The organism is Chryseobacterium tructae (genome assembly GCF_030409875.1).
Taxonomy (GTDB): Bacteria; Bacteroidota; Bacteroidia; order Flavobacteriales; family Weeksellaceae; genus Chryseobacterium; species Chryseobacterium tructae.
On record NZ_JAUFQR010000001.1, the window covers coordinates 2,999,386 to 3,022,050 of the forward strand.

23 protein-coding genes are annotated in these 22,665 nt (G+C 35.4%); 9 read left to right on the top strand and 14 right to left on the bottom strand.

The window, feature by feature from the left end:
- Positions 1–193: 193 nt before the first annotated feature.
- Positions 194–2,023 (bottom strand): cytochrome-c peroxidase, encoded by a 1,830-nt coding sequence (locus QWZ06_RS14870; protein ID WP_290299150.1) that lies wholly within the window; start codon positions 2,021–2,023, stop codon positions 194–196.
- Positions 2,024–2,251: 228 nt separating this feature from the next.
- Here QWZ06_RS14870 and QWZ06_RS14875 point away from each other — a divergent pair, with 228 nt between their 5' ends.
- Entirely contained in the window at positions 2,252–2,734 is a 483-nt protein-coding gene (locus QWZ06_RS14875; RefSeq protein ID WP_123319380.1) for a hypothetical protein, read from the top strand.
- Positions 2,735–2,754: 20 nt separating this feature from the next.
- Positions 2,755–3,609: a nucleoside phosphorylase gene (locus tag QWZ06_RS14880; protein WP_123319381.1), complete on the top strand. Its 855-nt coding sequence runs from the start codon at positions 2,755–2,757 to the stop codon at positions 3,607–3,609.
- 297 nt (positions 3,610–3,906) lie between these two features.
- Here QWZ06_RS14880 and QWZ06_RS14885 read toward each other — a convergent pair whose 3' ends face one another.
- Both QWZ06_RS14885 and QWZ06_RS14890 read right to left on the bottom strand, forming a co-directional pair.
- Entirely contained in the window at positions 3,907–4,677 is a 771-nt protein-coding gene (locus QWZ06_RS14885; RefSeq protein ID WP_290299155.1) for a Rossmann-fold NAD(P)-binding domain-containing protein, read from the bottom strand.
- On the bottom strand, positions 4,674–5,102 hold the full coding sequence (locus tag QWZ06_RS14890; protein WP_290299157.1) for a MarR family winged helix-turn-helix transcriptional regulator: 429 nt from the start codon (positions 5,100–5,102) through the stop codon (positions 4,674–4,676). Before QWZ06_RS14890 ends, QWZ06_RS14885 begins: the two co-directional genes overlap by 4 nt.
- A 220-nt stretch (positions 5,103–5,322) precedes the next feature.
- On the opposite strand from QWZ06_RS14890, the gene QWZ06_RS14895 reads away from it, so the two are divergent.
- Both QWZ06_RS14895 and QWZ06_RS14900 read left to right on the top strand, forming a co-directional pair.
- Entirely contained in the window at positions 5,323–5,580 is a 258-nt protein-coding gene (locus QWZ06_RS14895) for a hypothetical protein (protein ID WP_290299159.1), read from the top strand.
- Positions 5,581–5,603: 23 nt separating this feature from the next.
- Positions 5,604–6,356 (top strand): DUF3667 domain-containing protein, encoded by a 753-nt coding sequence (locus QWZ06_RS14900; RefSeq protein WP_290299161.1) that lies wholly within the window; start codon positions 5,604–5,606, stop codon positions 6,354–6,356.
- A gap of 68 nt (positions 6,357–6,424) precedes the next feature.
- Here the strand turns inward: QWZ06_RS14900 and QWZ06_RS14905 are convergent, their stop codons facing one another.
- From QWZ06_RS14905 to QWZ06_RS14915, 3 genes are all read right to left on the bottom strand, one after another.
- The gene (locus QWZ06_RS14905) at positions 6,425–7,072 is read right to left on the bottom strand and encodes a hypothetical protein (protein WP_353960019.1); all 648 of its coding nucleotides are present in this window, start codon (positions 7,070–7,072) and stop codon (positions 6,425–6,427) included.
- Entirely contained in the window at positions 6,985–7,698 is a 714-nt protein-coding gene (locus QWZ06_RS14910; RefSeq protein WP_290299165.1) for a phage tail-like protein, read from the bottom strand. Before QWZ06_RS14910 ends, QWZ06_RS14905 begins: the two co-directional genes overlap by 88 nt.
- A gap of 255 nt (positions 7,699–7,953) precedes the next feature.
- On the bottom strand, positions 7,954–8,514 hold the full coding sequence (locus QWZ06_RS14915; protein ID WP_290299167.1) for a DNA-3-methyladenine glycosylase I: 561 nt from the start codon (positions 8,512–8,514) through the stop codon (positions 7,954–7,956).
- A 138-nt stretch (positions 8,515–8,652) separates the two neighbouring features.
- Here QWZ06_RS14915 and QWZ06_RS14920 point away from each other — a divergent pair, with 138 nt between their 5' ends.
- Complete coding sequence (locus tag QWZ06_RS14920) at positions 8,653–8,952, top strand: DUF883 domain-containing protein (RefSeq protein ID WP_290299169.1); 300 nt, start codon at positions 8,653–8,655, stop codon at positions 8,950–8,952.
- A 120-nt stretch (positions 8,953–9,072) separates the two neighbouring features.
- On the top strand, positions 9,073–9,882 hold the full coding sequence (locus QWZ06_RS14925) for an enoyl-ACP reductase FabI (RefSeq protein ID WP_045496151.1): 810 nt from the start codon (positions 9,073–9,075) through the stop codon (positions 9,880–9,882).
- 81 nt (positions 9,883–9,963) lie between these two features.
- Here QWZ06_RS14925 and QWZ06_RS14930 read toward each other — a convergent pair whose 3' ends face one another.
- The 8 genes from QWZ06_RS14930 to QWZ06_RS14965 all read right to left on the bottom strand — a co-directional run bounded on the left by QWZ06_RS14930 (position 9,964) and on the right by QWZ06_RS14965 (position 20,458).
- Positions 9,964–11,406 carry a glycoside hydrolase family 30 protein gene (locus tag QWZ06_RS14930; RefSeq protein WP_290299175.1) on the bottom strand — a complete coding sequence of 481 codons (1,443 nt, stop codon included), beginning with the start codon at positions 11,404–11,406 and terminating at the stop codon, positions 9,964–9,966.
- A gap of 38 nt (positions 11,407–11,444) precedes the next feature.
- Positions 11,445–12,254, bottom strand: coding sequence for a glycoside hydrolase family 16 protein (locus QWZ06_RS14935; protein WP_290299177.1), 810 nt, complete (start codon positions 12,252–12,254; stop codon positions 11,445–11,447).
- An 86-nt stretch (positions 12,255–12,340) separates the two neighbouring features.
- Complete coding sequence (bglX, locus tag QWZ06_RS14940; protein WP_290299180.1) at positions 12,341–14,563, bottom strand: beta-glucosidase BglX; 2,223 nt, start codon at positions 14,561–14,563, stop codon at positions 12,341–12,343.
- Positions 14,564–14,573: 10 nt separating this feature from the next.
- The gene (locus QWZ06_RS14945) at positions 14,574–15,923 is read right to left on the bottom strand and encodes a glycoside hydrolase family 30 protein (RefSeq protein WP_290299182.1); all 1,350 of its coding nucleotides are present in this window, start codon (positions 15,921–15,923) and stop codon (positions 14,574–14,576) included.
- Positions 15,924–16,000: 77 nt separating this feature from the next.
- Complete coding sequence (locus QWZ06_RS14950) at positions 16,001–17,539, bottom strand: RagB/SusD family nutrient uptake outer membrane protein (RefSeq protein ID WP_290299184.1); 1,539 nt, start codon at positions 17,537–17,539, stop codon at positions 16,001–16,003.
- An 11-nt stretch (positions 17,540–17,550) separates the two neighbouring features.
- On the bottom strand, positions 17,551–17,691 hold the full coding sequence (locus QWZ06_RS14955; protein ID WP_290299186.1) for a hypothetical protein: 141 nt from the start codon (positions 17,689–17,691) through the stop codon (positions 17,551–17,553).
- 68 nt (positions 17,692–17,759) lie between these two features.
- On the bottom strand, positions 17,760–18,722 hold the full coding sequence (locus tag QWZ06_RS14960) for a TonB-dependent receptor domain-containing protein (RefSeq protein ID WP_290299188.1): 963 nt from the start codon (positions 18,720–18,722) through the stop codon (positions 17,760–17,762).
- Positions 18,719–20,458 carry a SusC/RagA family TonB-linked outer membrane protein gene (locus QWZ06_RS14965; protein ID WP_290299191.1) on the bottom strand — a complete coding sequence of 580 codons (1,740 nt, stop codon included), beginning with the start codon at positions 20,456–20,458 and terminating at the stop codon, positions 18,719–18,721. The genes QWZ06_RS14960 and QWZ06_RS14965 overlap by 4 nt, the downstream gene beginning before the upstream one ends.
- A 252-nt stretch (positions 20,459–20,710) precedes the next feature.
- On the opposite strand from QWZ06_RS14965, the gene QWZ06_RS14970 reads away from it, so the two are divergent.
- The 3 genes from QWZ06_RS14970 to QWZ06_RS14980 are packed head-to-tail and all read left to right on the top strand — an operon-like array spanning position 20,711 to position 22,633.
- Positions 20,711–20,857 carry a hypothetical protein gene (locus tag QWZ06_RS14970; RefSeq protein ID WP_290299193.1) on the top strand — a complete coding sequence of 49 codons (147 nt, stop codon included), beginning with the start codon at positions 20,711–20,713 and terminating at the stop codon, positions 20,855–20,857.
- Positions 20,854–21,828: an MFS transporter gene (locus tag QWZ06_RS14975; protein ID WP_290299195.1), complete on the top strand. Its 975-nt coding sequence runs from the start codon at positions 20,854–20,856 to the stop codon at positions 21,826–21,828. Before QWZ06_RS14970 ends, QWZ06_RS14975 begins: the two co-directional genes overlap by 4 nt.
- 16 nt (positions 21,829–21,844) lie before the next feature.
- On the top strand, positions 21,845–22,633 hold the full coding sequence (locus tag QWZ06_RS14980) for an NUDIX hydrolase (RefSeq protein WP_290299197.1): 789 nt from the start codon (positions 21,845–21,847) through the stop codon (positions 22,631–22,633).
- Positions 22,634–22,665: the final 32 nt, after the last annotated feature.

Genomic DNA, 22,665 nt, shown 5'->3' on the forward strand with positions numbered 1-22,665 from the left:
TAATGTTAAGGGGATTAAGTTTTTGTTAAATAGCAGGTATTTATGCTCAACAATTTAGAAGTAAGAACAGAAAGAATATTTATTATTGTGAAGACCTTATTTCGTATACAAAAAAACCTAACAGATTTTAGAAACCTGTTAGGTTTAATTATAATTACCTATTACCTATACTCAATGTATCCTGAAAACCCTCCTACTTCACTTTACTCACATCCGTAAGAGCATTCAGAAAGGCAATGATCTGATTCATTTCTGTCTGTGTAAGATTTAATTTATCAGGTGCGAGCGTTTGGTTTTTCATCTTTAATCCCAATCCTTCTCCACCGCCTTCATTATAAAAATCCAATACCTCTTCTAAGGTATTAAAGGCTCCATTATGGAAATAGGGTTTGGTAAGGGCAACATTCCTAACTGTAACAGTTTTAAAAGAATAATCATAAATCCAGGATTTCTCTTTTTTCACCGGACTGCTTCCTCTTCCAAGATCCTGGTCAAGCTCTACAGGAAGCTGCTTGATAGGTCTTGTTGTAACTCCCAGTACTTCAGATTCATTTTCATTAAAAAATGGTGGTACTAATCCTGAGAAATGCGGAGCAAAATGACAGGTTGCACAATTGGCTTTCCCCATAAATAAATTGAATCCTTTTTTCACCTCTTCCGAAACGTTCTTTTCATTTCTCATAAAACGGTCAAAATCACTATCGAAAGAATACAAGGATGCAACATAAGAACTTAATGCCTTTGAAAAATTTTCTTTATTGATATTTCCATCTTTAAAAGCAGTTCGGAATGCTTTTTTATATTCCGGTTTTCTTTTTAATTTTTGGATAATGCCTTCATAGCTTGTATTAAATTCATCTTCATTATAAATAACGTGTTCAGCCTGTTGTTCAAGATAAAAAGCACGCAAGTCGTAGAAAAATCTTTTTGCAAAAACAGCATTATATAGTGAGGGCGAATTTCTTAGTACCGTTTTACCTTCCACATTACTTTGTGATTTGATCTTAAGATCTGTGAATGCATTTTCCTGAAGATGACAGGTAGCACAACTCATTTTTTCGTTACCGCTTAAATTCTGATCATAGAAGATTGATTTTCCAAGATTGCGAAGATTTTGATTATCCTCTGAAGATTTCAACAAGGTATAAAAATAAGGATCAAGAAAATCACTACTGAAAAGGTTCCTATTATTGACATTCCATCCTGAAAATTCTTTCAGATCATCAGCTCTTCCATCCCACTTTCCTAATTCCTCATATAAAGGCTGAATATATTTTTTATAAAACTCAATACGATCAAAAGTTTCAAAGTCATTATTTTTTGAAAGATAACTGATCGCTTCCCCTAAGGTCTGATCGGCTTTTTGAATATTATAATTTTTAAAATAAGGATCATCATTGATATATTTTTTCATTCCTGCAAAAGCATGACCGGCTTCTTCAGAGATATTCAGAGAACCTGGGGTATCGAAACCTGTTACTCCCAAAGAATAGATTCTGATTAATTCTATACGCAAAGGCAACGTTTTGTTATTTCCTTTACTGATCCCATTTTTCATAGCACTCAGATAGAAAGTTGAATAGCTGTTGTATAAAAAATCAGTAATGGTTTTTATCTTTTCTTTTTCATCTTTAGCTTCTTCAGAAAAAATCAATTCATCCAAAACCTGCAATCCTTTAGGAGGAAGTGTATATGCTGACGTTCCTGCGGCTTCAATATGAAATAAAGGAGCAGCATTGAGATCTGTTTTGGTAAATTCCGGATAATGATAGGCAATATAGAATTCTATTTCTTTAAATGAATTTCTTGTACTTTTCAATGATGTTTGTAATTCTTCGAGCGAAATACGATCTTCAGAGAACTTTCGAACATCCGATTTCAACAGCTCAAGTTTGCTCTTAAAATCAGTTAATCCTTTATTAATAAATGTATTTTCACTTTCTTTTCCTTTATAAACAGGATTAAAGGACATTACTGCAAATCCTATCAAAAGGACAACAACAAGCAGTGGATAAGATCTCATGAATTTTTAGCGGCAAAGCTATCAATCTGATATTATCTCAATTTTAATAGGAGATTAAATAATGTTTATATTTCTGATACAATATTTTTTACTAATTTTAAACCCCGAAATCAGATTCATTATTCTTAAGAGACGGTTTATTCTAAAATACCGACAAAATAATGGTGCGAGGTTATTGGGAGAGGATTTTTTTAATTAAATTCAACACATCAAAGCTAAAATAAGAGTATGAAAACAAAATTATTGTTTGCAGTTACGGCAAGTTTCCTTTCGCTAACCGCATTTTCACAAAAGAAAAAACCAGCGGCACAGCCTGCAAAGCAACAGGAAATGGCAGTATATGCAGAAAAAAAAGGGAATGATTATTATTTGATCCGTCTTGAACAGGATAAACCAGTACCCAATGTTTATGTATATTCTAATGGGGTAACCAAGCCCTATAAAAACTACACAGAACTTAAAGATGTTGTTATAGAATTTCCCGGAATGATGTCATCCAATAACTCTACTAAAGAAGAATTGGTTTCCATTCTTAAGAAAGATAATCATTTCTATGAAATTACTTCACAAAGAAAAGACCCTAAAAATTTTGAAAAAACAGTGGTTACGGTGTATGAAGTAATAAACGGCCAGAAAAGGATTGTTGAGGAATATGATTCTATTTATCAACTTATGGCTTCACCTTACAAAGAAGCAATTTTCATTAATTAAAAAAACAAAAAATATAAATTATGCTAAACAAACTTGCTGCTTCAGAACTTATTCTGAATGAAGACGGAAGTGTATACCACTTGAATCTTTTACCTGAAGATATTGCTGATAAAATTATTCTTGTGGGTGACCCGGACAGAGTGGCAAAGGTTTCAAAATACTTTGATACCGTAGAGATCAAAAAAAACAAAAGAGAATTTTACACCCATACAGGAACTCTTCGTGGGGAGAGAATCACTGTAATGTCTACCGGTATCGGAACTGAGAACATCGATATCGTTATGAACGAACTGGACGCTCTTGTCAACATTGATCTTAAAAATAAAGAGTTCAAAACTGAGCACAAAGCACTTGAATTATTCCGTATGGGAACTTGTGGAAGTGTAAATCCTGATGTACAGGTAGACAATATGCTGGTTACTCAAAACGTAGTAGGACTAGATGGTTTAATGCATTTTTATCAGGACTATAGCTTTGAGAATGAGTTTTCAAGAAACTTCATGGAAAGATTCCCTTACGAAAAAATCAAACCTATGTTGTACTTCTCAGACTGGGCAGAAGAAATGGGCGAATATTATAAAGATGCCAAATATCACGGAAATACGGCTACTTTTCCAGGGTTCTATGCTCCACAGGGAAGACAGCTTCGTCTAAAGGCTGTGGATGATCAATTCCTTGAAACATTGAATGACCTTGGAGTTACCAATTTTGAAATGGAAACCTCTGCAATCTATGCATTTTCAAAACTATTAGGACACAAAGCCATTACAGTAAATAATGTAGTTGCGAACAGAAGACGTGGAGAATTCTCTACAGATCACCACAATTCTGAAAAGAATCTGATCACTTGGGTTCTAGATAGAATTATTAAATAAATCTTTATAGGACAGTTTATCTCCTATGTCATACCAATCAGCAGATTGAATTGAGAAAGAGAATATTTTAGATAAAATTAAATAGTAAATGTTGTTTCTATTGAATAAAAGCCTTTGGATTAACTTCCAGAGGCTTTTTTATAGGTTTTGGCTAAAGCCAATGAATTGGATATTAATTTAAAAAACGGGCTAAAGCCCGTTCCGATTGAATTTATAATCTCGCTGATTTTATCTTTAAAAGCCTCTTTGTCATTCTGAAGGAATCTCAACAACATTATTAAACTGAACTGATTCAAATTAATGATTTTCATGAAATGTCCTTGGATCAGGATACTGAAAAACATAGCCTAATTCCGAAACCAGTTTCGAAGATAAAATTTTCTTACCCTTTACTTCTTCCAGCTCTTCCTCATTCTCTATATTTTTCTGAGCATTGATCACCTGAAATTTTGCAGGATGAAATGGAGCCGTTACATTAAATACACCTTCTTCTGTTCCTTTTTCGATCATCTCCAAAAGAATACCTGCAATATCCTTATAATGAATATGGTTAACGGCAAAGTCTAAATTACTTACATTATAATTTTTAAGAAGTCTTTGATCTCCCATAAGACCGCCAAGCCTCAGAATATTTACCTGTGGATATTTGTTTTTTACCATTCTCTCTCCTGGATTTTTTTCAACAGGAACATCAATTTCAGTAAATTCTTTGTCTGTATCCGGATAAACGCCCGTGGAACTCATTAAAAACATCTGCCCTTTAAAATCTCCGATGAAAGAGAACAGATTCTGAATTCTATTATACAGAGAACTTATACAACAGCTTTTCTCTGATATCGGAATGGTAATAATTAAAACATCCAGGCTTTCCAAAGCATCCCATTGAGGATATGGCTCAGTAAGCTGATAATCTGGAAAAATGGCCACTACGGTTTGAGTTCCTTTGCTATTCAGCTCGTCTGCTTTTTCCTGTGTAGTGGTTGTAGCATATAGAGTATTTTTTGGAGATAATGAAGTCGCAATTCTTGCTCCCAGCCAGCCATATCCAATAATTCCTATGTTTTTCATATTTTGGAGCTAGATTGTGTTGATAGAATCTCGTCCAGACCAGACATAAGCTGTTCCTTTTTTTCTTCATCTAAATGAAAGCAACTCTGAACGGCTTCAGGAATATGTTTCGCTTTGTCTTTCAGGGATTTTCCATTTTCTGTAAGATTAATAAGGACTACTCTTTCATCATCCTGGCTTCGGGTTCTGTTGAGAAGTCCGTTTTTTTCCATACGTTTCAATAAGGGAGTTAATGTTCCGTTATCCAGATGAAGGTACTCTCCTATTTTCCCAATATTCACTTCACCATTTTCCCACAATACAAGCATTACCAGATATTGAGGATAGGTTAATGATATTGTATCCAAATAAGGTTTATATACACCTGTAATATATCTTGAAACCGCATAGGTTTTAAAGCATAAATGTTCTGACAGAGCAATCATAGATCATTTTTTAAAAAGCAAAAATACTTAATTTATTTTGTGCACAATATTTTTGTTTCAAATATTATCACCTATTAAAATCGGAAGTTTAAACACCTATTCACTACACTTTAGGGTATATTTTCGGGTATACTGTATTTTTTTTAACAAGTTCAAATCTATCGCTTCACTTTTTTATTAATTTAGCAAAAACTAATAGCTATAAAAACTAATATTAAGTATGAAAAATCTAAAACAGGCAGGAACCTCTAAACTGTCAGAATTATCTATTGAGGAGCTGAAAGCAGAAAAAAAGAAACGAACAGGAATCCTTGTTTCTTTCAGTATTATTTTAGGACTTATGATAGGTACGTGTGTTTATGTAACAATCAAAAAAGGAGTAAGCTCCTTAACTTTTATGCCTATAGCTTTTCTACCTATTTTCTTGATTATCTGGAAAAGTCAGATAGATGTATGTAACGAAATAAAGTCTCGATAGTCTAACTCAAAAAGTTTTACAAAATGCATAATACCTGTTTAAACTGCAACCAGGCCGTCACTACTAAATACTGTGGCTATTGTGGGCAAAAAACCAGTACTCACAGATACTCTTTACAACATTTTATAGAACATGACTTCATTCATGGAGTATGGCATGTGGATAAAGGAATTTTGTTTACAGTGAAAGAATTATTTACAAGACCGGGAAACAGTATCCGGGAATACATTCAGGGAAAGAGGGTAAATTATTTCAATTTCGTTACCCTTCTACTATTAACAGCCACCGTTTCATCCATACTTTCTCATTATTCCGATATAGATTATAGTGCTTTAGTTGCTGATGATCAGAAAGCAATGATGACTTCTTTTCAGGAATTTATGACAACTTATTTTAAAATTTTCCTGCTGCTTTCCATACCTTTCAACGCATTTTTCAGCTATCTGTGGTTTCTAAAAGCCAGATTTAACTATTCTGAGCACCTTGTTCTCAATGCTTATAAAACAAGCGGAGATATGATCGCCCTATTACTACTAACGCTTCTTACTTTCTTTTTTAAGAATTCCGCTGGTATTATCTCAGCTTATTTTATGGGCTATACAGTATTTAGTCTCGTTTATGGACTATGGTTTTATTTTCAGTTTTTCTCTCAGTCCGGATATTCTAAAATATCTTTATTTTTAAGAAGCCTGATGATTCCTGTTTCGTTTATTTTCTTTCAGATTATCGTGGGATATATTTGGGGAATTGTTTCATCTATTCTGCATACACAATAATAAAAAAAGACCTCCAAAAGTGGAGGTCTCTAACACCATATCAACTATAATAAAACTTATTATCATATTTAAAATTCATTAATCATTACATAAAAGTGGCCTGAGTTCAGACTGTTGGCACTTCCTGAGATATTCGTAAGATTAATGGTAATACTCGAAGTGGAAGTCATTCTCGGATTAGAAATCGAAAATGTTGAATTCCCTGCGAAATCTCCGGCTGGAGATACAACAACAACAGCTCTTGTAGAACCTGGTTGATACCCAGAAGGAACTGCAATTTCAAGTGTAGCAGATTTTCCCGGAGGTATATTATTGATGGAAACTCCAGGCCATACTTCAAAACTGATTTGGTTTTTCTGTACACTTCCTTTTTCACCCAGTTTATACTGTCCGTTTACATCTAACCTTGCGGAAGTATTTGGAGCCCCCGTGCCAATGCCTACATTCGCATTGTTATTCCCCAGCACTATGGCATTGGCTTGTGAGGTAGTTGCTCCATATCCTATCGCAGTAGAAAATTGTCCCAAAGCATTTGTTCCTGAACCTACCGCTGTAGAGTTTTCTTTATTGGTAACAGCGTTATAACCTAAAGCTGTTTCACTATTTGTATTCGTCTTCGCATTATATCCTATAGCAATGGATTGAAAACCTCCTGCTGAAGCATTATTCCCAATCGCTGTGGATTCATTTTTACTGGTTTGAGCATTATAACCAATGGCTGTTGATTTAAAAGCACCTGCTGTTGATTTGTTCCAATAGCCAAGGCATCATTGGCAGAAACTGCTGCCGCACTACCAATGGAAATTCCTTGAAATGCAGAACTTGAACTTCCGATAGCAATCCCGTTTTGACCAGCATTTGCTCCTAATCCAAAACTTACAGAATTATCTACTCCCAATCTTCCTGTTATAGCAGCATTTACTTTAAAAATCAGGTCGTCCATGGTTTTTGTTCCTAACGATAAAGCAGTATTAGCTCCACTATAGGTTCCGGCATTCTCTCCTATTGTATTCCATCCAGCTTCGTCATTTCCTTTATTTGTACTGGCAGACGTTGAAAATCTATTCCATTTGGAAGCAAACCAATAATAAAATCCCGCTTCTGTTAATCCCGCTTTTCCGTTATTCCATACAATGAGCCCATCTGCAGGAGAAGGTACTGTCACTACATCCGTATCTGAAGTTAGGGCAATACTTGGAAGAAGTACTCCTTTATCTTTCGCACTTACATGAAGCATTGCAGACGGATCCGGGCTTGGTAATCCAATCCCAATCTGAGCATACGAAAAGACAACAAACAGTAAAAAGAGAAGACTAAATCTTAGTTTATAATTTCTTTGCATCACCTATGTTTTTTGAGGGTGCAAATATACAAACTTTTTAATAAATCAATAATTATTTTAAAAATTCAATAATTTAAAACACTGTAATGTGACTAAACCAATCCGTACTCACTTACAAATGAAAAATACATTATATAACAACAGTTTAAATACCTTTTATTCATTAACGTTTGGTGAATTAAACAACTACTCCACTCAAAACCAACGCATATATAATTAACAAAAAACATCACTTAAATTTGAATAAATTATAATCTATCCTTTTCTAATAAAACATGTTTCAATATGATCATTTACCATTCCCGTTGCTTGCATATGAGCATAAATAACTGTTGAACCAACGAATTTAAATCCTCTTCTTTTTAAATCTTTGGATATGGTATCAGAAATTTCTGTAGTTGCTGGTATTTCAGATAGTGCTTTAGGCTTATTATCAATCGGAGTTTCTCCTATAAATCCCCAGATATATTTTGAAAAGCTACCAAATTCTTTCTGAACCTCTATAAACTTCTGAGCATTGGTTACTGCTGACAATATTTTAAGCTTATTCCTAATAATTCCGGGATTATTCATTAACTCATCAATTTTTTGATCAGAATAAACTGCTACTTTTTTATAATCGAAATAATCAAAAGCTTTTCTAAAGTTATTTCTTTTGGAAAGAATAGTATACCAGCTCAAACCTGCCTGAAAGCTTTCAAGAATAAGGAATTCAAAAATAGTTTCATCATCATAAACAGGTCTTCCCCATTCTTCGTCGTGATATTTTCTATAGAGATCATCTTTTTCGCACCATGCACAACGTATTTTTTCCATAATGATCATATTTTATAGGATAAAGGTAATATTGATTTAGAAAAGTATAACAAAAGATTATGAAAAGTTTAACAAAACCACCTGATTTTAGGAATGGTTATTGTTAATTTAATACTACCAAACCAAATTTATAGTATTATGAACAATTCAGATTACAACAAAGCGGAAAATGCAGTAAACAATGTAGAAAATTCTTTACAGAATGCAACGGATAAAACCAAATGGAAAATCAATGAATTGGCAGACAGAGCCAAGGACTATATCAATGAAAAACGGAATAATGACGAAGAAGCCAAACAAGAAGACTGGCTAGACAGGGTAAAAGCTAATGTATCCGATGCTTGGGAAGACATTAAGGATAAAGCAGATGAGGCTTGGGAAAAAACTAAAGATGCAGCAGAGGATGTAAAGGCAGAATGGAACAAGAAAACCAATTAAAATTTCAGTCATATAAATATTTTCAAGAAAATGGGGTCTTATAATTGATAAGGCTCCATTTTTATTATGTCATAACCACAATTATTGCTACATTTGTATTTCAATAAACATTAAAAAATTATGTCATACGGTTTACTTAAAGGCAAAAAGGGAATTATATTTGGAGCCCTTAATGAACAATCTATCGCATGGAAAGTTGCTGAGAGATGTCATGAGGAAGGTGCAGAATTCATCTTATCTAATGCTCCTATCGCTTTGAGAATGGGAGAACTTAATGGTTTGGCCGAAAAAACAGGTTCTGAAGTGATTGCTGCAGATGCTACTTCTATCGAAGATCTTGAAAAACTTTTTGATGCTGCGGTTGCAAAATTTGGTAAAATCGACTTTATCCTTCATTCTATCGGAATGTCTATCAATGTAAGAAAAGGAAAACACTATACGGAAATGAACTACGATTGGTTAGAAAAAGGCTGGGATATTTCAGCAGTTTCTTTCCATAAAGTAATGCGTGTGGCTTGGGAGAAAGATTGTATGAATGAATGGGGAAGCATCTTGGCGCTTACTTATATTGCAGCTCAGAGAACATTCCCGGATTACAATGATATGTCTGACAACAAAGCATACCTTGAAAGTATTGCAAGAACTTTCGGAAATTACTGGGGTGAAAGAAAAGTACGTGTAAATACAGTTTCTCAGTCTCCTACCATGACTACTGCAGGTAGTGGTGTGAAAGGTTTCGGAGGATTCCTTGGTTATGCTGAAGATATGTCACCTCTAGGAAATGCTACGGCTCTGGAATGTGCAGACTATTGTGTAACTTTATTCTCTGATCTTACTAAAAAAGTAACAATGCAGAATCTTTTCCATGATGGAGGTTTCAGCAGTTCAGGAGTTACTCAAAAAGTGATTGGTAAATATGATGCTGAATAATAGCATTTATATAATACGATAAAACAAATCGGCGGCCTCTTTGAGGCCGCCGATTCTGTTTAAAATAATAGTAATATGATGTTATAAAATTACGGTCTGTATAGAGTGTGCTGGAGCATTCAGCTTTGCAGCCATTCCTTCAATCCAAAGGTTCGTTTCAATATCGTTGTCTGAATCATTCATAATTACGGTTACCAACTGACCATTTTCATTCATGAAGGCAGAAGAAGTTAATGCTGCTCTGTTAGAAGAAGAACCTAGTCTTTGTGCATTAGGCTTGATAAACTTTGAAACATGTCCGATATAATAATACTCATATGTATAAAATACCTCTCCTGTTTTTGTATCGGCAATGATGGGTGCAAAGCAGAAATTTCCTTTATGGTTAGGCCCTCCGGTTTCGTCCAACAGAATATTCCAGTCTGTCCATAAAGCATTTCCCTTATTAAAATCATTGAGCATATTTTTGCTGTATAGTTCACCAAGGCTTACATCATAAATTCTGTCCATGGCAAATTGTTCTTTGCAACCTTCTGTGAAAGCAAGAAATTTATCTGGAAAAGCTTTGTGCGTTTCTGCCAGATTATCAAATAATTGAGTTTTATTATTCCAGGTTTCATACCAATGATAACCGATTCCGCTCGCATATTTTGAAGTTTCCGGATCGCTAAGTGTGGTTGTTGCTCTTTGATAAATTAAATCTCTGTTGTGATCCCAAATCATTACTTTCTTATCCTTGTATCCATTTTTCCAAAGCGTTGGTCCAAGGTTATTTTTCAGGAACTCTCCTTCTTCCTCTGCGGTATAGATACAGGATTCCCAGGATTGAGTAGCCATAGGTTCATTCTGAACAGTTAATCCCCAGATATTAATTCCTCTTTTTTCATACTCCTTGATGAATTTAATATAATAATCTGCCCATGTTTGATAAAATTGGTTTTCCAATCGTCCTCCTTTGTATAGACTTTGATTTGATTTCATCCAGGCTGGTGGACTCCATGGAGAGAAATAGAAAGTAAAGTTATTACCAATTGCCTTTTGAGCTTCCTTAATCATTGGAATCTTATATTTTTCGTCGTGGGCAACATTGAAGGTTTTCAAAGAAGTATCATGATCTTCTACATAGGTATAAGAATCGCTGGAGAAGTCACAAGAATTCATATTGGTCCGCACCACTGTATATCCTAATCCATTTTTTCCAAAATAAGCATCCAAGATCTCTTTCTGTTTATTCTTTGGCATTTTGTAGAAAGTTTCTGCGGATGCATCTGTAATAGCCCCTCCAATTCCGATAAGCTTTTGGTATTTAAAATGGGGAGCTACAAAAATACAAGCTTCCGTTTCCTTGGGTTGTCCGAACTGCTCAAATTGTACCGCTCCTTTATCTACCATTCTTTCATTCACTTTGGAATTGGTAAGAATCACTTTAGCTGTTTTTCCTTCATGTTTTTTCCAATAATTCTGCTGAGCACTTACATTAACAGCAATACCGATTACAAAACAACTTACAATTAGTTTTCTCATGATTTTTTTGTTTGTGGACGAAAATGTCCTCTTTTTCATTATCTATTTTGATAGACTCTTACATAGTCTATATAATACTTTTGTGGAAAGATGTGATCATCTATTCCTTCTTTTCCGCCCCATAAACCTCCAACGGCAAGATTTAAAATGATAAAATAAGGTTGATCAAAAGGCCATGCCTCTTTGGTTTTTTCTTTGTTTTCATACGTAAAGAACTTCTTATCATCAATATAAACATCAATTTTTTCAGGTGTCCAATCAGCTTTATACACATGGAATCTCTCGCTTGCATCCTTTACAATCAAGGTATCTGTTTTTTGAGTTCCCTGGATGTGATTATATTTCTTAGTGTGTACAGAAGCATGGATGTACCCCTGATTAAATCCTACATGTTCCATAATATCAAGCTCACCATCATCTGGCCATTTCTTCATATTTTCACTCATCATCCAGATGGCTGGCCAAGTTCCTCTGCCTTTCGGAAGCTTTGCTCGCACTTCCACTGTTCCATATTGAAAGGAAAATTTTCCTTTTGTTAACAACCTTGCTGATGTATATTTATTTTCTTTCCAATTTTCTTTTCTGGCTTCAATGATAAGGTTTCCATTTTGCATACGAGCATTTTCCAGTCTGTTTTGGGTATAAAACTGAGCTTCCTCATTTCCAAATCCACTTCCTCCCGTATCATAGTTCCATTTTGAAGAATCCGGAAGTCCCTTTCCATTAAACTCATCATTCCAAATCAGCTTCTTACCAGAATCAACTTTGTTTGAAGCACAATTTACCACAGATAAGGCTAATATTCCTGCTGCACAAAACTGAATGGTATTTCGAAATTTAATTTCCATATTGTTATGATGATTAAAATTAGGTTTTGGCTAAAGCCATTTTTATCTTTTTATGTTGAGCGGGCTAAAGCCCGCTCCTATTGAATTTATTTCACCCAATTTACTCTTTTGGTTTGTACATTCTGAGAGTTGGTTCCCACCATAATATCAAACTCACCTGCTTCCCAGTCAAAATTAAGTTCGTCATCAAAAAATTTCAAATCTTCCGGAGTCAGTGTAAATTCTACCTTTTTGGCTTCTCCTTTTTTGATCAATATTTTTTTAAAACCTTTCAATTCCTTTACAGGTCTTACTACTTTCCCAAAAAGATCTCTTATATAAAGCTGTACTACTTCCTCACCATCATATTTTCCAGTATTGGAAACCGTAACATTTATGGTCAATTTCTGATTTCCTTTCAGGTTTTCAGAACTCAACATCATATCGGAATAGGTAAAGTCTGTATAACTTAACCCAAATCCAAATGGGAATTTCGGATCATTGTCAAGATCAATATATGCTGAAACATAATTTCTGTCTGTATTATTTTTTGCAGGTCTGCCCGTATTGTAGTAATTATAATACACCGGGATCTGCCCTTCAGTTCTTGGAAAAGTCATTGGAAGCTTCCCACCCGGGTTTACTGTTCCAAACAGAATATCGGCAATAGAATTTCCAGCTTCCGTTCCCAGCCACCAGGTATAAATAATAGCAGGAACATGATCTGATGCCCAGTTAAAAACCAAAGGTCTTCCTGCATTAATCATGAGAACAATTGGTTTTCCTGTTTTGGCTATTTCTTTTAACAGATCTTCCTGTACCCCGGAAAAGCCAATATTACTTCGGCTTTTTGCTTCACCACTCATCGCATGTCCTTCTCCTAAAGTCATAATCACCACATCTGCTTTTTTGGCCGTCTCTATGGCTTCCGTAAACATCGTTTTATCCTGATCATCTACATTACAGCCTTTTGCATATAATAAGGTAGAATTTTTATCTAGCTGATTCTTGATTCCATCAAATTGTGAAACAATTCTTTGCGTATCATCTTTAAAAGCAACAGACCAGAATCCATGATTGGATACAGTTTCTTTTCCGAATGGGCCAATCAAAGCAACTGTTTTTATTGTTTTTGAAAGAGGAAGGATATTGTCTTTATTTTTAAGGAGAACGATACTCTTAGATCCAAACTCCCTTCCGAATTTTCTATTTTCCTGGTTATCAGTTTGTTCTTTTTGTCTTTTTTCATTACTGAATCGATAAGGATCGTCGAAAAGCCCCATCTCGAATTTTTTGGTTAAAATTCTTCCTGTGGCATCATCCACGAGTTTAGCATCTACTTTTCCTTCTTTAACAAGTTTTGGAAGTTCTGCCATATATACTCTACTTTCCATATCCATATCACTGCCTCCCTGTATTGCCTTTTCAGCAGCCTCAGCACCATCTTTTGCATATCCGTGAGGAATCATTTCCCCAATGCTTCCCCAATCCGAAACCATAAAACCTTTATAATTCCATTTTCCTTTTAATAAATTTCTTTGGATATATTGATTGGCTGTGGCCGGAATTCCGTTGATATCATTGAAAGAATTCATGAACGTAGCCACACCTGCTTCTGCTGCAGCTTTGAAGGGCGGAAGGTAGGTTTCATTCAATTGTCGGAGGCTCATATCAACAGAGTTATAATCTCTGCCTCCTATAGCTGCACCATATGCTGCAAAATGCTTTGCACAGGCCATAACAGCATCCAGGCTTCCTAATCCTTTCCCTTGAAATCCTTTAATTCTTGCTAATCCGATTTGAGTTCCCAGGTAAGTATCTTCTCCTGAACCTTCCATCACTCTTCCCCACCTCGGGTCTCTGGCGATATCTACCATTGGGGCAAAAGTCCAGTGAATACCATAAGCAGACGCTTCTGTAGCTGCAATTCTTTCAGATTTCTCTATCATTCCCAAATCCCAACTTGCTGCCTGCCCAATATTAACAGGAAAAGTAGTTCTGTATCCATGAATAACATCTTGTCCGAACAATAAAGGAATTTTCAATCGGGATTGCATTGCCAGTTTCTGAAATGCCCTTGTTTCTTCTGCTCCGGCAACATTCAGCATAGAGCCAACTTTTCCTTTTTTTATTTCTTCCAACACTGCAGCCGAATTAGAATGTTGTGGCCCTGTGGCATATTCAAATCCACTGTATTGTACCATCTGCCCTACTTTTTCTTCCAGTGTCATTTTAGATAAAAGGTCTGCGACTCTCTGATCTATTGTTTTCTGTCCATAGACACTCATTCCAAATGCTGAGAATGCCAATAAGAAATAAACTCTCTTCATACTTATTCGGTTAAAAAATATAAGTTGCGGCAGATAGCCCAGGAATGTTTACTGTAGCGATCTTTCCGGCAAATTTAATATTAAAATTTTCAATTTCTTTATTATCGTTCTGAACAATCAACACCGTTTTTCCGGTTGGAGTTCTGAATGCTGCTGTCGATAAATATTGGGTCTGAGAGGAAGCTATACGCTGAGAACCTCCCGGTATAAACTTAGAGGCATGTGCCACAATATAATACGCTACATTTCTGGTAAAGTTTTCACTGTCTGAAATGGTAATAGCACCTTTACATTCTGTACATCCTCCTTCTGTATGTGGACCATATTTTGAATCATTGGCAAGGTTCCATTCCAGCGCTATTTTACTCCAATTTCTCATCGATCCTATGATCACATTCTTTGTATGCCAGTTCAGATCTTCATTGAAAGTCCCTTTTGAACCTGTCCACTGTTCAGTAAAATATAGATTCTTATCAGGAAAAGCATCATGAACTGTGCTTAATGCAGAAATATCTCCTTCGTACAAATGAAAAGCTGAGCCATCAATATACTGATAAGCTTCAGGATCTTTCAGAATATCCAGCGCATATTCAGGTTTATTGCAATTATGATCGTATACGACAATCTTGGTTTTGATATTATTGGTTTTAAAAACAGGCCCTAAAAAGCTTTTGATAAAATTTTTCTGCTGATCAGATGGCATGTACAAACTTGGATTATTTCCAGGATGCAAAGGCTCATTTTGGGGAGTTATCGCATCAATGCGAATTCCTTCTTTCTGCATTCCCTGGATATATTTTACAAAATAACGGGCATAGGCTTCATAAAACTCAGGTTTTAGACTTCCTCCTTTTGATTTTCCGTTATCCTTCATCCAGACTGGTGCTGACCAAGGTGCTGCAATGATTTTAATCTTAGGATTGATGACTAAAATTTCTTTCAACATGGCAATCAAGCCTTTATCTTTTGACAGACTAAATTTAGAAAGGGAAATATCGGTTTGCCCCTCCGGAAGATCATCATAGGAAAAGACTTCCCCATCCAGATCTGAAGCTCCGACACTTACTCTCAGATAACTGATGGAAATGGAATTTTTATCACTTCCGAAAAGTTCATTCAACAAAGCTTTCCTTTTAGCTGGAGACAAACGATTGATTACCTCAACACTTCCTCCCGTTAATGTATATCCGAAACCGTCAATATATTGAAACTTTTGATTATCATCAATTTCAATATTCTGAAGAGTATTGGGTGTATTTACAAATCTTGTTGAAGCCTGGGGTTGCAATTTGATGCTTTCATCTCCTTTGGTAAGCCAATACTGAATTTCATTATTGCTTTCTGAGCAACGGTGGCACATGATAAAGGAAAAAGTACCACACCACAAAGCAGTGCAGTACCTTTAAAGAAACTATATAAGTTGTGAAACTTCATATTTTAGTATCCGGTATTTTGTTTTAAAGCAGTATTGGTCAATTCATTGAAAGGAATGGGCAGAATTTCATTTTTGCCTGCTTTAAATCCTCTTGCTCCCAGTTTTGCCGGGGCATCACCCCATCTGACAAGATCAAACCATCTGTGGCCCTCTCCTGCTAACTCTCTTCTTCTTTCATCTTTGATCGCTTGAATAGACACTGGAACAGAGCTAAGTCCTACTCTTGCTCTTACCGCATCCAATAACGCCTGAGCTCTCCCTCCGGCACCTCCTAAAGCTTCGGCTTCCATTAAATAGGTATCTGCCAATCTTATAACAATATAATTTTGGCGGAAATTAAGCTCAGTAGGTCCTGGCAGATTAGATTTGTCTGCATTTCTTGGTAAATATTTATTTAAGAAATATCCTGTGTCTCTAAACCCTGGAGAATACGTAATTTTTCCTTCATCTTTAAATTTTTTACCATTAAATATCGTCGCATTCAAGCGGGGATCTCCTTGCATAAAGTTAAAAAGATCATCTGTAACAGGATTAAATCCCCAGCTTGGGTAAAGATCCGGGGCATCATTATTAGGAACATTCGCAACTCGTCCATACGATTTTATTCCTAGCATTACATTGATAGAATTCCCTTCATCTTTACCGGAACCCCAAAATGGCCAATCGGCATTACTTACATTGGTATGCATTACTTCAAGCACAGATTCTGTAGTAAACTTATTATCTACTTTCCATAACTCGGCAAAATCACTTACAAGTTTATACCCATATTGGCTTTCATTACCAGGAGTTCCATTTACCATTTGAAATTGGGCCGCCGCTTCAGTATTCTTTTTATCATATAAATAAATTTTACCTAGAATAGCATGAGCCGTACCTTGTGTAATTCTCCCCTTCTCACTAGGTCCGGAAGCTTTCATCATAAGATCAGGTAAAGCAGAAACAATATCCCCTTCTATCTGTGTATATATTTTTTGAGGATCCTCTTGAGGAATATTATAATAGTCGTCTGTAAACAAAACCGGCTTCAGAATAAGAGGGATATTCTTGAACATTCTTAACAGTTCAAAATAATACAATGACCTTAGAACTTTAGCTTCTGCAATATATCTTTTTCTTATTTGCTCATCCATAGCTGCATTCGGAATTCTTTCCAGCAAGAGATTAGCCTTTGCAATGCCCTGATAGTAGTCTTTCCAATAACTTGGAGGCATTATAATAGAATTAATAGAATAGTTAGAAAACCCCTGAATACCGGCACCATCTGACGAATTCCCTCCACCTGAATAGAAATCATCAGAAGCACCATTAAAGAAAGTCACCATATTTTCAAATCCTCCGGAATACTTTCTCAACATATCGTAAGTAGCTATTAATCCTCCAAAGGCCTGTTCTTCATTTTTAAAATAGTTGCTTGTATCAAAAGTTCCCGTATTTTTTACATCTTCCAGGTTTCCCTTATCGCAAGATACAGCCCCCAAACTCATACCTGTTAATAATAAAACAGATAAACTCTTATATATAAATCTTTTATTTTTCATTTTTTTGATGATTAAAATTGAACACTAGCTCCGAAAATGAAAGTTCTTGCCTGTGGATAGAAAGCTCTATCAATACCAAATGTGTCTGTTCCTGCAATTTCAGGATCATATCCTGTGTACTTTGTAAAAGTGACAAGGTTCTCTCCTGTCACATAGAATCTGATTTTTGAAGCACCAATGGTTTTTGCGGCATCATTAGGTAAAGTATATCCTATCTGAACTAATTTAAGACGTAGGTAATCTCCATTTGAAGATAATAATCCGACATTCTTGTATAGTTTTGATTATCGTCATTTACGGTAAGTCTGGCAATCGTATTTGAAGTACCTTCTCCTGTCCAACGTCCTAAAATGGCACTTTGATAATTAGCTTCCTGGATATCCAGCCTTCTCAACCCTTGAAAAATTTTATTTCCTGCCTGTCCTTGTGCAAATACCATTAAATCAAAATTTTTATAATTCAGATTAACAGTAAGTCCAAATGTGTATTTCGGTACAGAGCTTCCCAGGTTTACATAATCTTTATCATCAATTACCCCATCACCATTAGTATCCAATCTTTTGAAATCTCCAGGTTTTGCTTTAGGCTGAATTAATTCTCCATTAGCATTTCTATAGGCATCAATTTCGGCCTGATTCTGAAAAATTCCTAAGTTTTTATAGCCGAAGAAAGAACCATATGATTCACCCACCTGTAATCTCGATACTGCTCCCAGCGTTTGAAAAGAAGCAAAATTAACGTATTCTCTATCATCTTCAAGTCTGGTAATTTCATTTTTCAGATAGGCAAAATTTCCATTCACAGAAAAACCAAAGTCACTCCATTTCTTTTTGTATCCAAGGTTTACCTCCACTCCATCATTGTTCATATCCCCAATATTTCTGAACGGATTATTGATTAATCCCAAGTAACCGGGAAGCTCAACTTTTCTTAAAATATCAGTACTCTTTTTTCTAAAAAGGTCAACGCTCAGGTCAAAGTTTCTGAACAGCTTCATATCGGTTGCAATATTGAACTGTGAAGTTCTCTCCCACTTCAAATCAGGATTTTCAAGAGTACTTGGTGCGTATCCTACTCTAATGATATTATCTCCAAAAGTATAATTACTTCCGGCAATAAGGAAATTAGCAAACTGGAAATCATCAATAGCATCATTACCCAGCACTCCATATCCTCCTCTCAACTTAAACTGGTCACCACCTTATTTTCTGGCCAGAAACTCTCGTTAGAAACATTCCATCCTAAAGACATTGCCGGGAAATTCCCCCAATGGTTATTGCTTCCGAATTTTGAAGAACCATCTCTACGAATCGTTCCGGTAAAAAGATATCTGTTATCATAATCATACACTACTCTGGCAAAATAAGAAGCTTTGTGGGTCTGTTTTCCATCCCAGGCATTTCCTTTTCTGTTTTCAGGAGAAATATCAAAACCGAAGGAAGCATCTTCCCAATTATTAGTAGGAAGATTGGTAAATGTTGTACTTTGACCTGATGAAATATTATACTCATAATATCCCTGTCCTAGTAACACATTCAGATTATGTAATCCAAATCTATTCTGATAGGATAATGTATTTTCAGTACTCCATTCAAACTTTTTGTCAATTTGCCTGAATAAACTGTTAAAATCATTTTTATTAGCTGTACTTAGATAATTAACGGGAACAAATGCCTGATTCCCCCAATAAGAAAGTTTCCCATTCATGCTGGATTTAAAGCTGAGATGTTTATTAAACTTTAATTCTGCAAATACGTTTGCAATAATATCATCAGTCCATTTAAATCTCCCTAACTGAGTTTGTCTGAAGGCCAATGGGTTGGTCATCTCCTTACTTACATAAGGTGATATTCCGTATGGATTTCCATTAGGATCTCTTACATAATTAGGGTTATTAATATAGTCACTGAAATTAGGTTGGTTATTAATCCCATTGGTTACCACTACAGGAGTTAGCGGATCTAGATTAATCGCTGAACTTAGAGGCCCTCCAAATTCGCCATTATCTGTAACTCCTCTGGATTTTGTATGGGTATAGGCAAATGTTTGTCCAACGGTTAAAAAGTCAAATACTTTGTGGGTAGAATTTAACCTGGCATTTATTCGTTTATAATTTGAAATATCTCTTAATACAATCCCCTCCTGATCGTAATAACCAAAAGATGAGTAGAAAGTTGATTTATCATTTCCGCCATTAATACTGAACTCATGAGATTGGCGCTGTGCAGTGTTGAAGATTTGCTTTTGCCAGTCTGTACCGACTCCATAAGATGAAGGATTACCCAGAAAAGGTTTCAGTCCATCATTATTATAAGCTTCATTCATAATGGTTGCATATTGTGTTCCATTTAATAAATCAAGCTTTTTAGAAGCACTTCCCACCCCAAAGAACCCATTGTAAGAAAGGTTTAGCTTTCCTTTAGTTCCTTTCTTGGTCGTAATCAAAATTACCCCTTTCGCAGCAGATACTCCATAAATTGCAGCCGATGCTCCATCCTTAAGAATTTCCATGCTTTCAATATCAGACTGATTCAGCCAGCCAATATTGTCTACTACAATTCCATCTACTACCCATAAAGGATCATTACTTCCGGCTCCAAAACTGGTAACACCACGCACACGTACTGTAGGAGCTGTTCCCGGTTGTCCGGAATTGGAAACTACAGAAACACCGGCAGCCCTTCCCTGAAGTACCTGCTCTGGTCTCCCTGCTGCAGGTGCATCTTCAATATCGGAAGCTTTGATGCTAGATATTGCTCCTGTTACGTTACTTTTTTTCTGAGTTCCATACCCGATCATAACGATCTCTTCGATTTTATTCTCTTTAGAGGCGGAATCTTTCTTGGTTTGGGCGCTGAAACTAGCTGTGAAATAAAGGACGGCAACCACTCCTAAACTTCTTGATATTCTTATGTTCATATACAGTCATTGTTTTAATTCTCAAATTGAGACAATAAAAATATATTTTTTTTCAATTAATTAACATTAGATTAACAAATATTTTAATATTTCGTTTATTATTGAGGGTTAAAAGCCATATCTTCGCATCAATTATTCACAAAAAGCTATAAAAATTCAATAAAGTTAATACCCAAAATGACCGCTAAGCTTTCTAAAATTTCTTTTCCCTTAAAATTGACCTTTCTTATTTTTTCCATGGTATTAAACTGTATGGGACTTATTATTCTCCAGCTTGCAGATACCAATATTACCTATGGAGAGCTTGGATTTTTGGAATCTTTCAAAGACCTGCCTATTGCATTTATCTCTTTATTTGCAGTAAGCTTCATCAATAAACAGGAACTAAAAGAGCATTGATAGCAGCTTTGGCTATTGTAGGGTTTTGTTCTTGTCTGCTTCCCTTTATAGAAGAATTCTGGTTTTACAAAGTATGGTTTGCCATTATTGGAGCCTGCTTCGCCATTGGTAAAATATGTGTTTTCGGAATTATCAGGAACAATATTTCAGATGAAAAATCATTGGCGAAAACAATGAATAGTGTAGAGGCATCCTTTATGATAGGAATATTTGTTGTTAATACAGGATTTGGATGGCTGATCTCCAGTCAGTATTCGGAATTTTGGAGGTTTGGGTTTTTATTGATTGCCGTGTTATCTGCCATTACAATTTTTTTACTTTCAAAAACAGAAATAACAGAGTCTGCACCGAAGAGCAACCAAAGTATTTTTTCAGAGTTATCCGGCTTTACAACACCTGTAGTTGCTCTATTTCTTGCCGTGATTTTCTTTATTGTTTTTGTAGAACAAGGATTTAATTCATGGCTACCCTCTTTTTATAAGAATCATCTGAAAGTCAATTCATTTTTTGCTCTTCAGGCAACTTCCTTTCTCGCCCTTTTTTCATATGCAGGAAGAACTGTTACTGCTAATATTATTCGTAGATTTTCATTATCGAAATATTATATTTCATGTATTTCTTTAATTGTAGTATTACTTTTGGTTATTTTAGGAATTCAATATACCGATTCTGAAGACTCAAAAATGATTCTCTTTTTATTTCCGGTAGTAGGATTATTTCTTTCACCCCTCTACCCAGTTATCAATTCAAAAATGATTGCTGTAGTAGATAAAGAAAAAATAAATCTGTTTACCTCACTTATTGTTATTTTCTCTTCTCTAGGGAGCTCAGTGAGTTCCATTATCATGGCTGTACTTTTTGGAAAGCAACTGTTGAATTTTTATCCTTTATATATTTTATGTTCTGTAATTCTTCTTTTTGTGGTTAGTTTGATATATTTTACTGTCTCAAAAAGAAAATATAGAAAATAGTTTTATTTTTACAACCATGAAAATAAAAGACACAAAAAGCAAAGAAACACTTCAGGAACTGATCGACACAAAAGATTTTGTTGCTCATATTTCTGTAGACTGTACGATATTCGGCTTTCACAATAATATTCTGAAAGTCTTGCTATTAAAGTATCACGATCTGGATCTATGGTCACTTCCGGGTGGTTTTGTTTTCAATGATGAAGACCTTCGGGAAGCTGCAGAACGGGTTTTGTATGAACGAACTCACCTTAAAGGGTTATTTTTAAAACAATTCCATACGTTTGGAAGAATAGACCGTACAGAAAATAACGTTCACCAGATCCTGCTTAGAAATAAAGGAATAGAAGTTCCCGGGGATCACTGGATCTTTCAAAGGTTTGTTACTGTAGGATACTGCAGCCTAATTGATTTCTCAATGACCAATACTTTTCCGGATGCTTTTAATGAAAGCTGTGAATGGTTTGAAGTGAACAATCTTCCCAAGATGGCATTCGACCATGACAGAATTATAGAAACCGGACTGGAATACCTGAGAATGAATATCAATACAGAAGTAGCAGCCAGTAATTTATTGCCTGAAAAATTTACGATGAAGGATCTCCAGGCTCTTTATGAAACAATTTTAGGACAAAAATTCAGAAGAAATAATTTCCAGCGAAAAATATTAAGCCTTAATATCCTGGACAGGTTAGAAAAATTATACGATGGGTCTGCGAACAAAGCTCCCTATCTGTATAAATTCAAAACCAAGGTACACAATTCCACCAATCAGTATCCTATCTCCAATGATGAGGAGGCGTAAAATATAGATTTTATCCCGAAAACAGGAAAAAT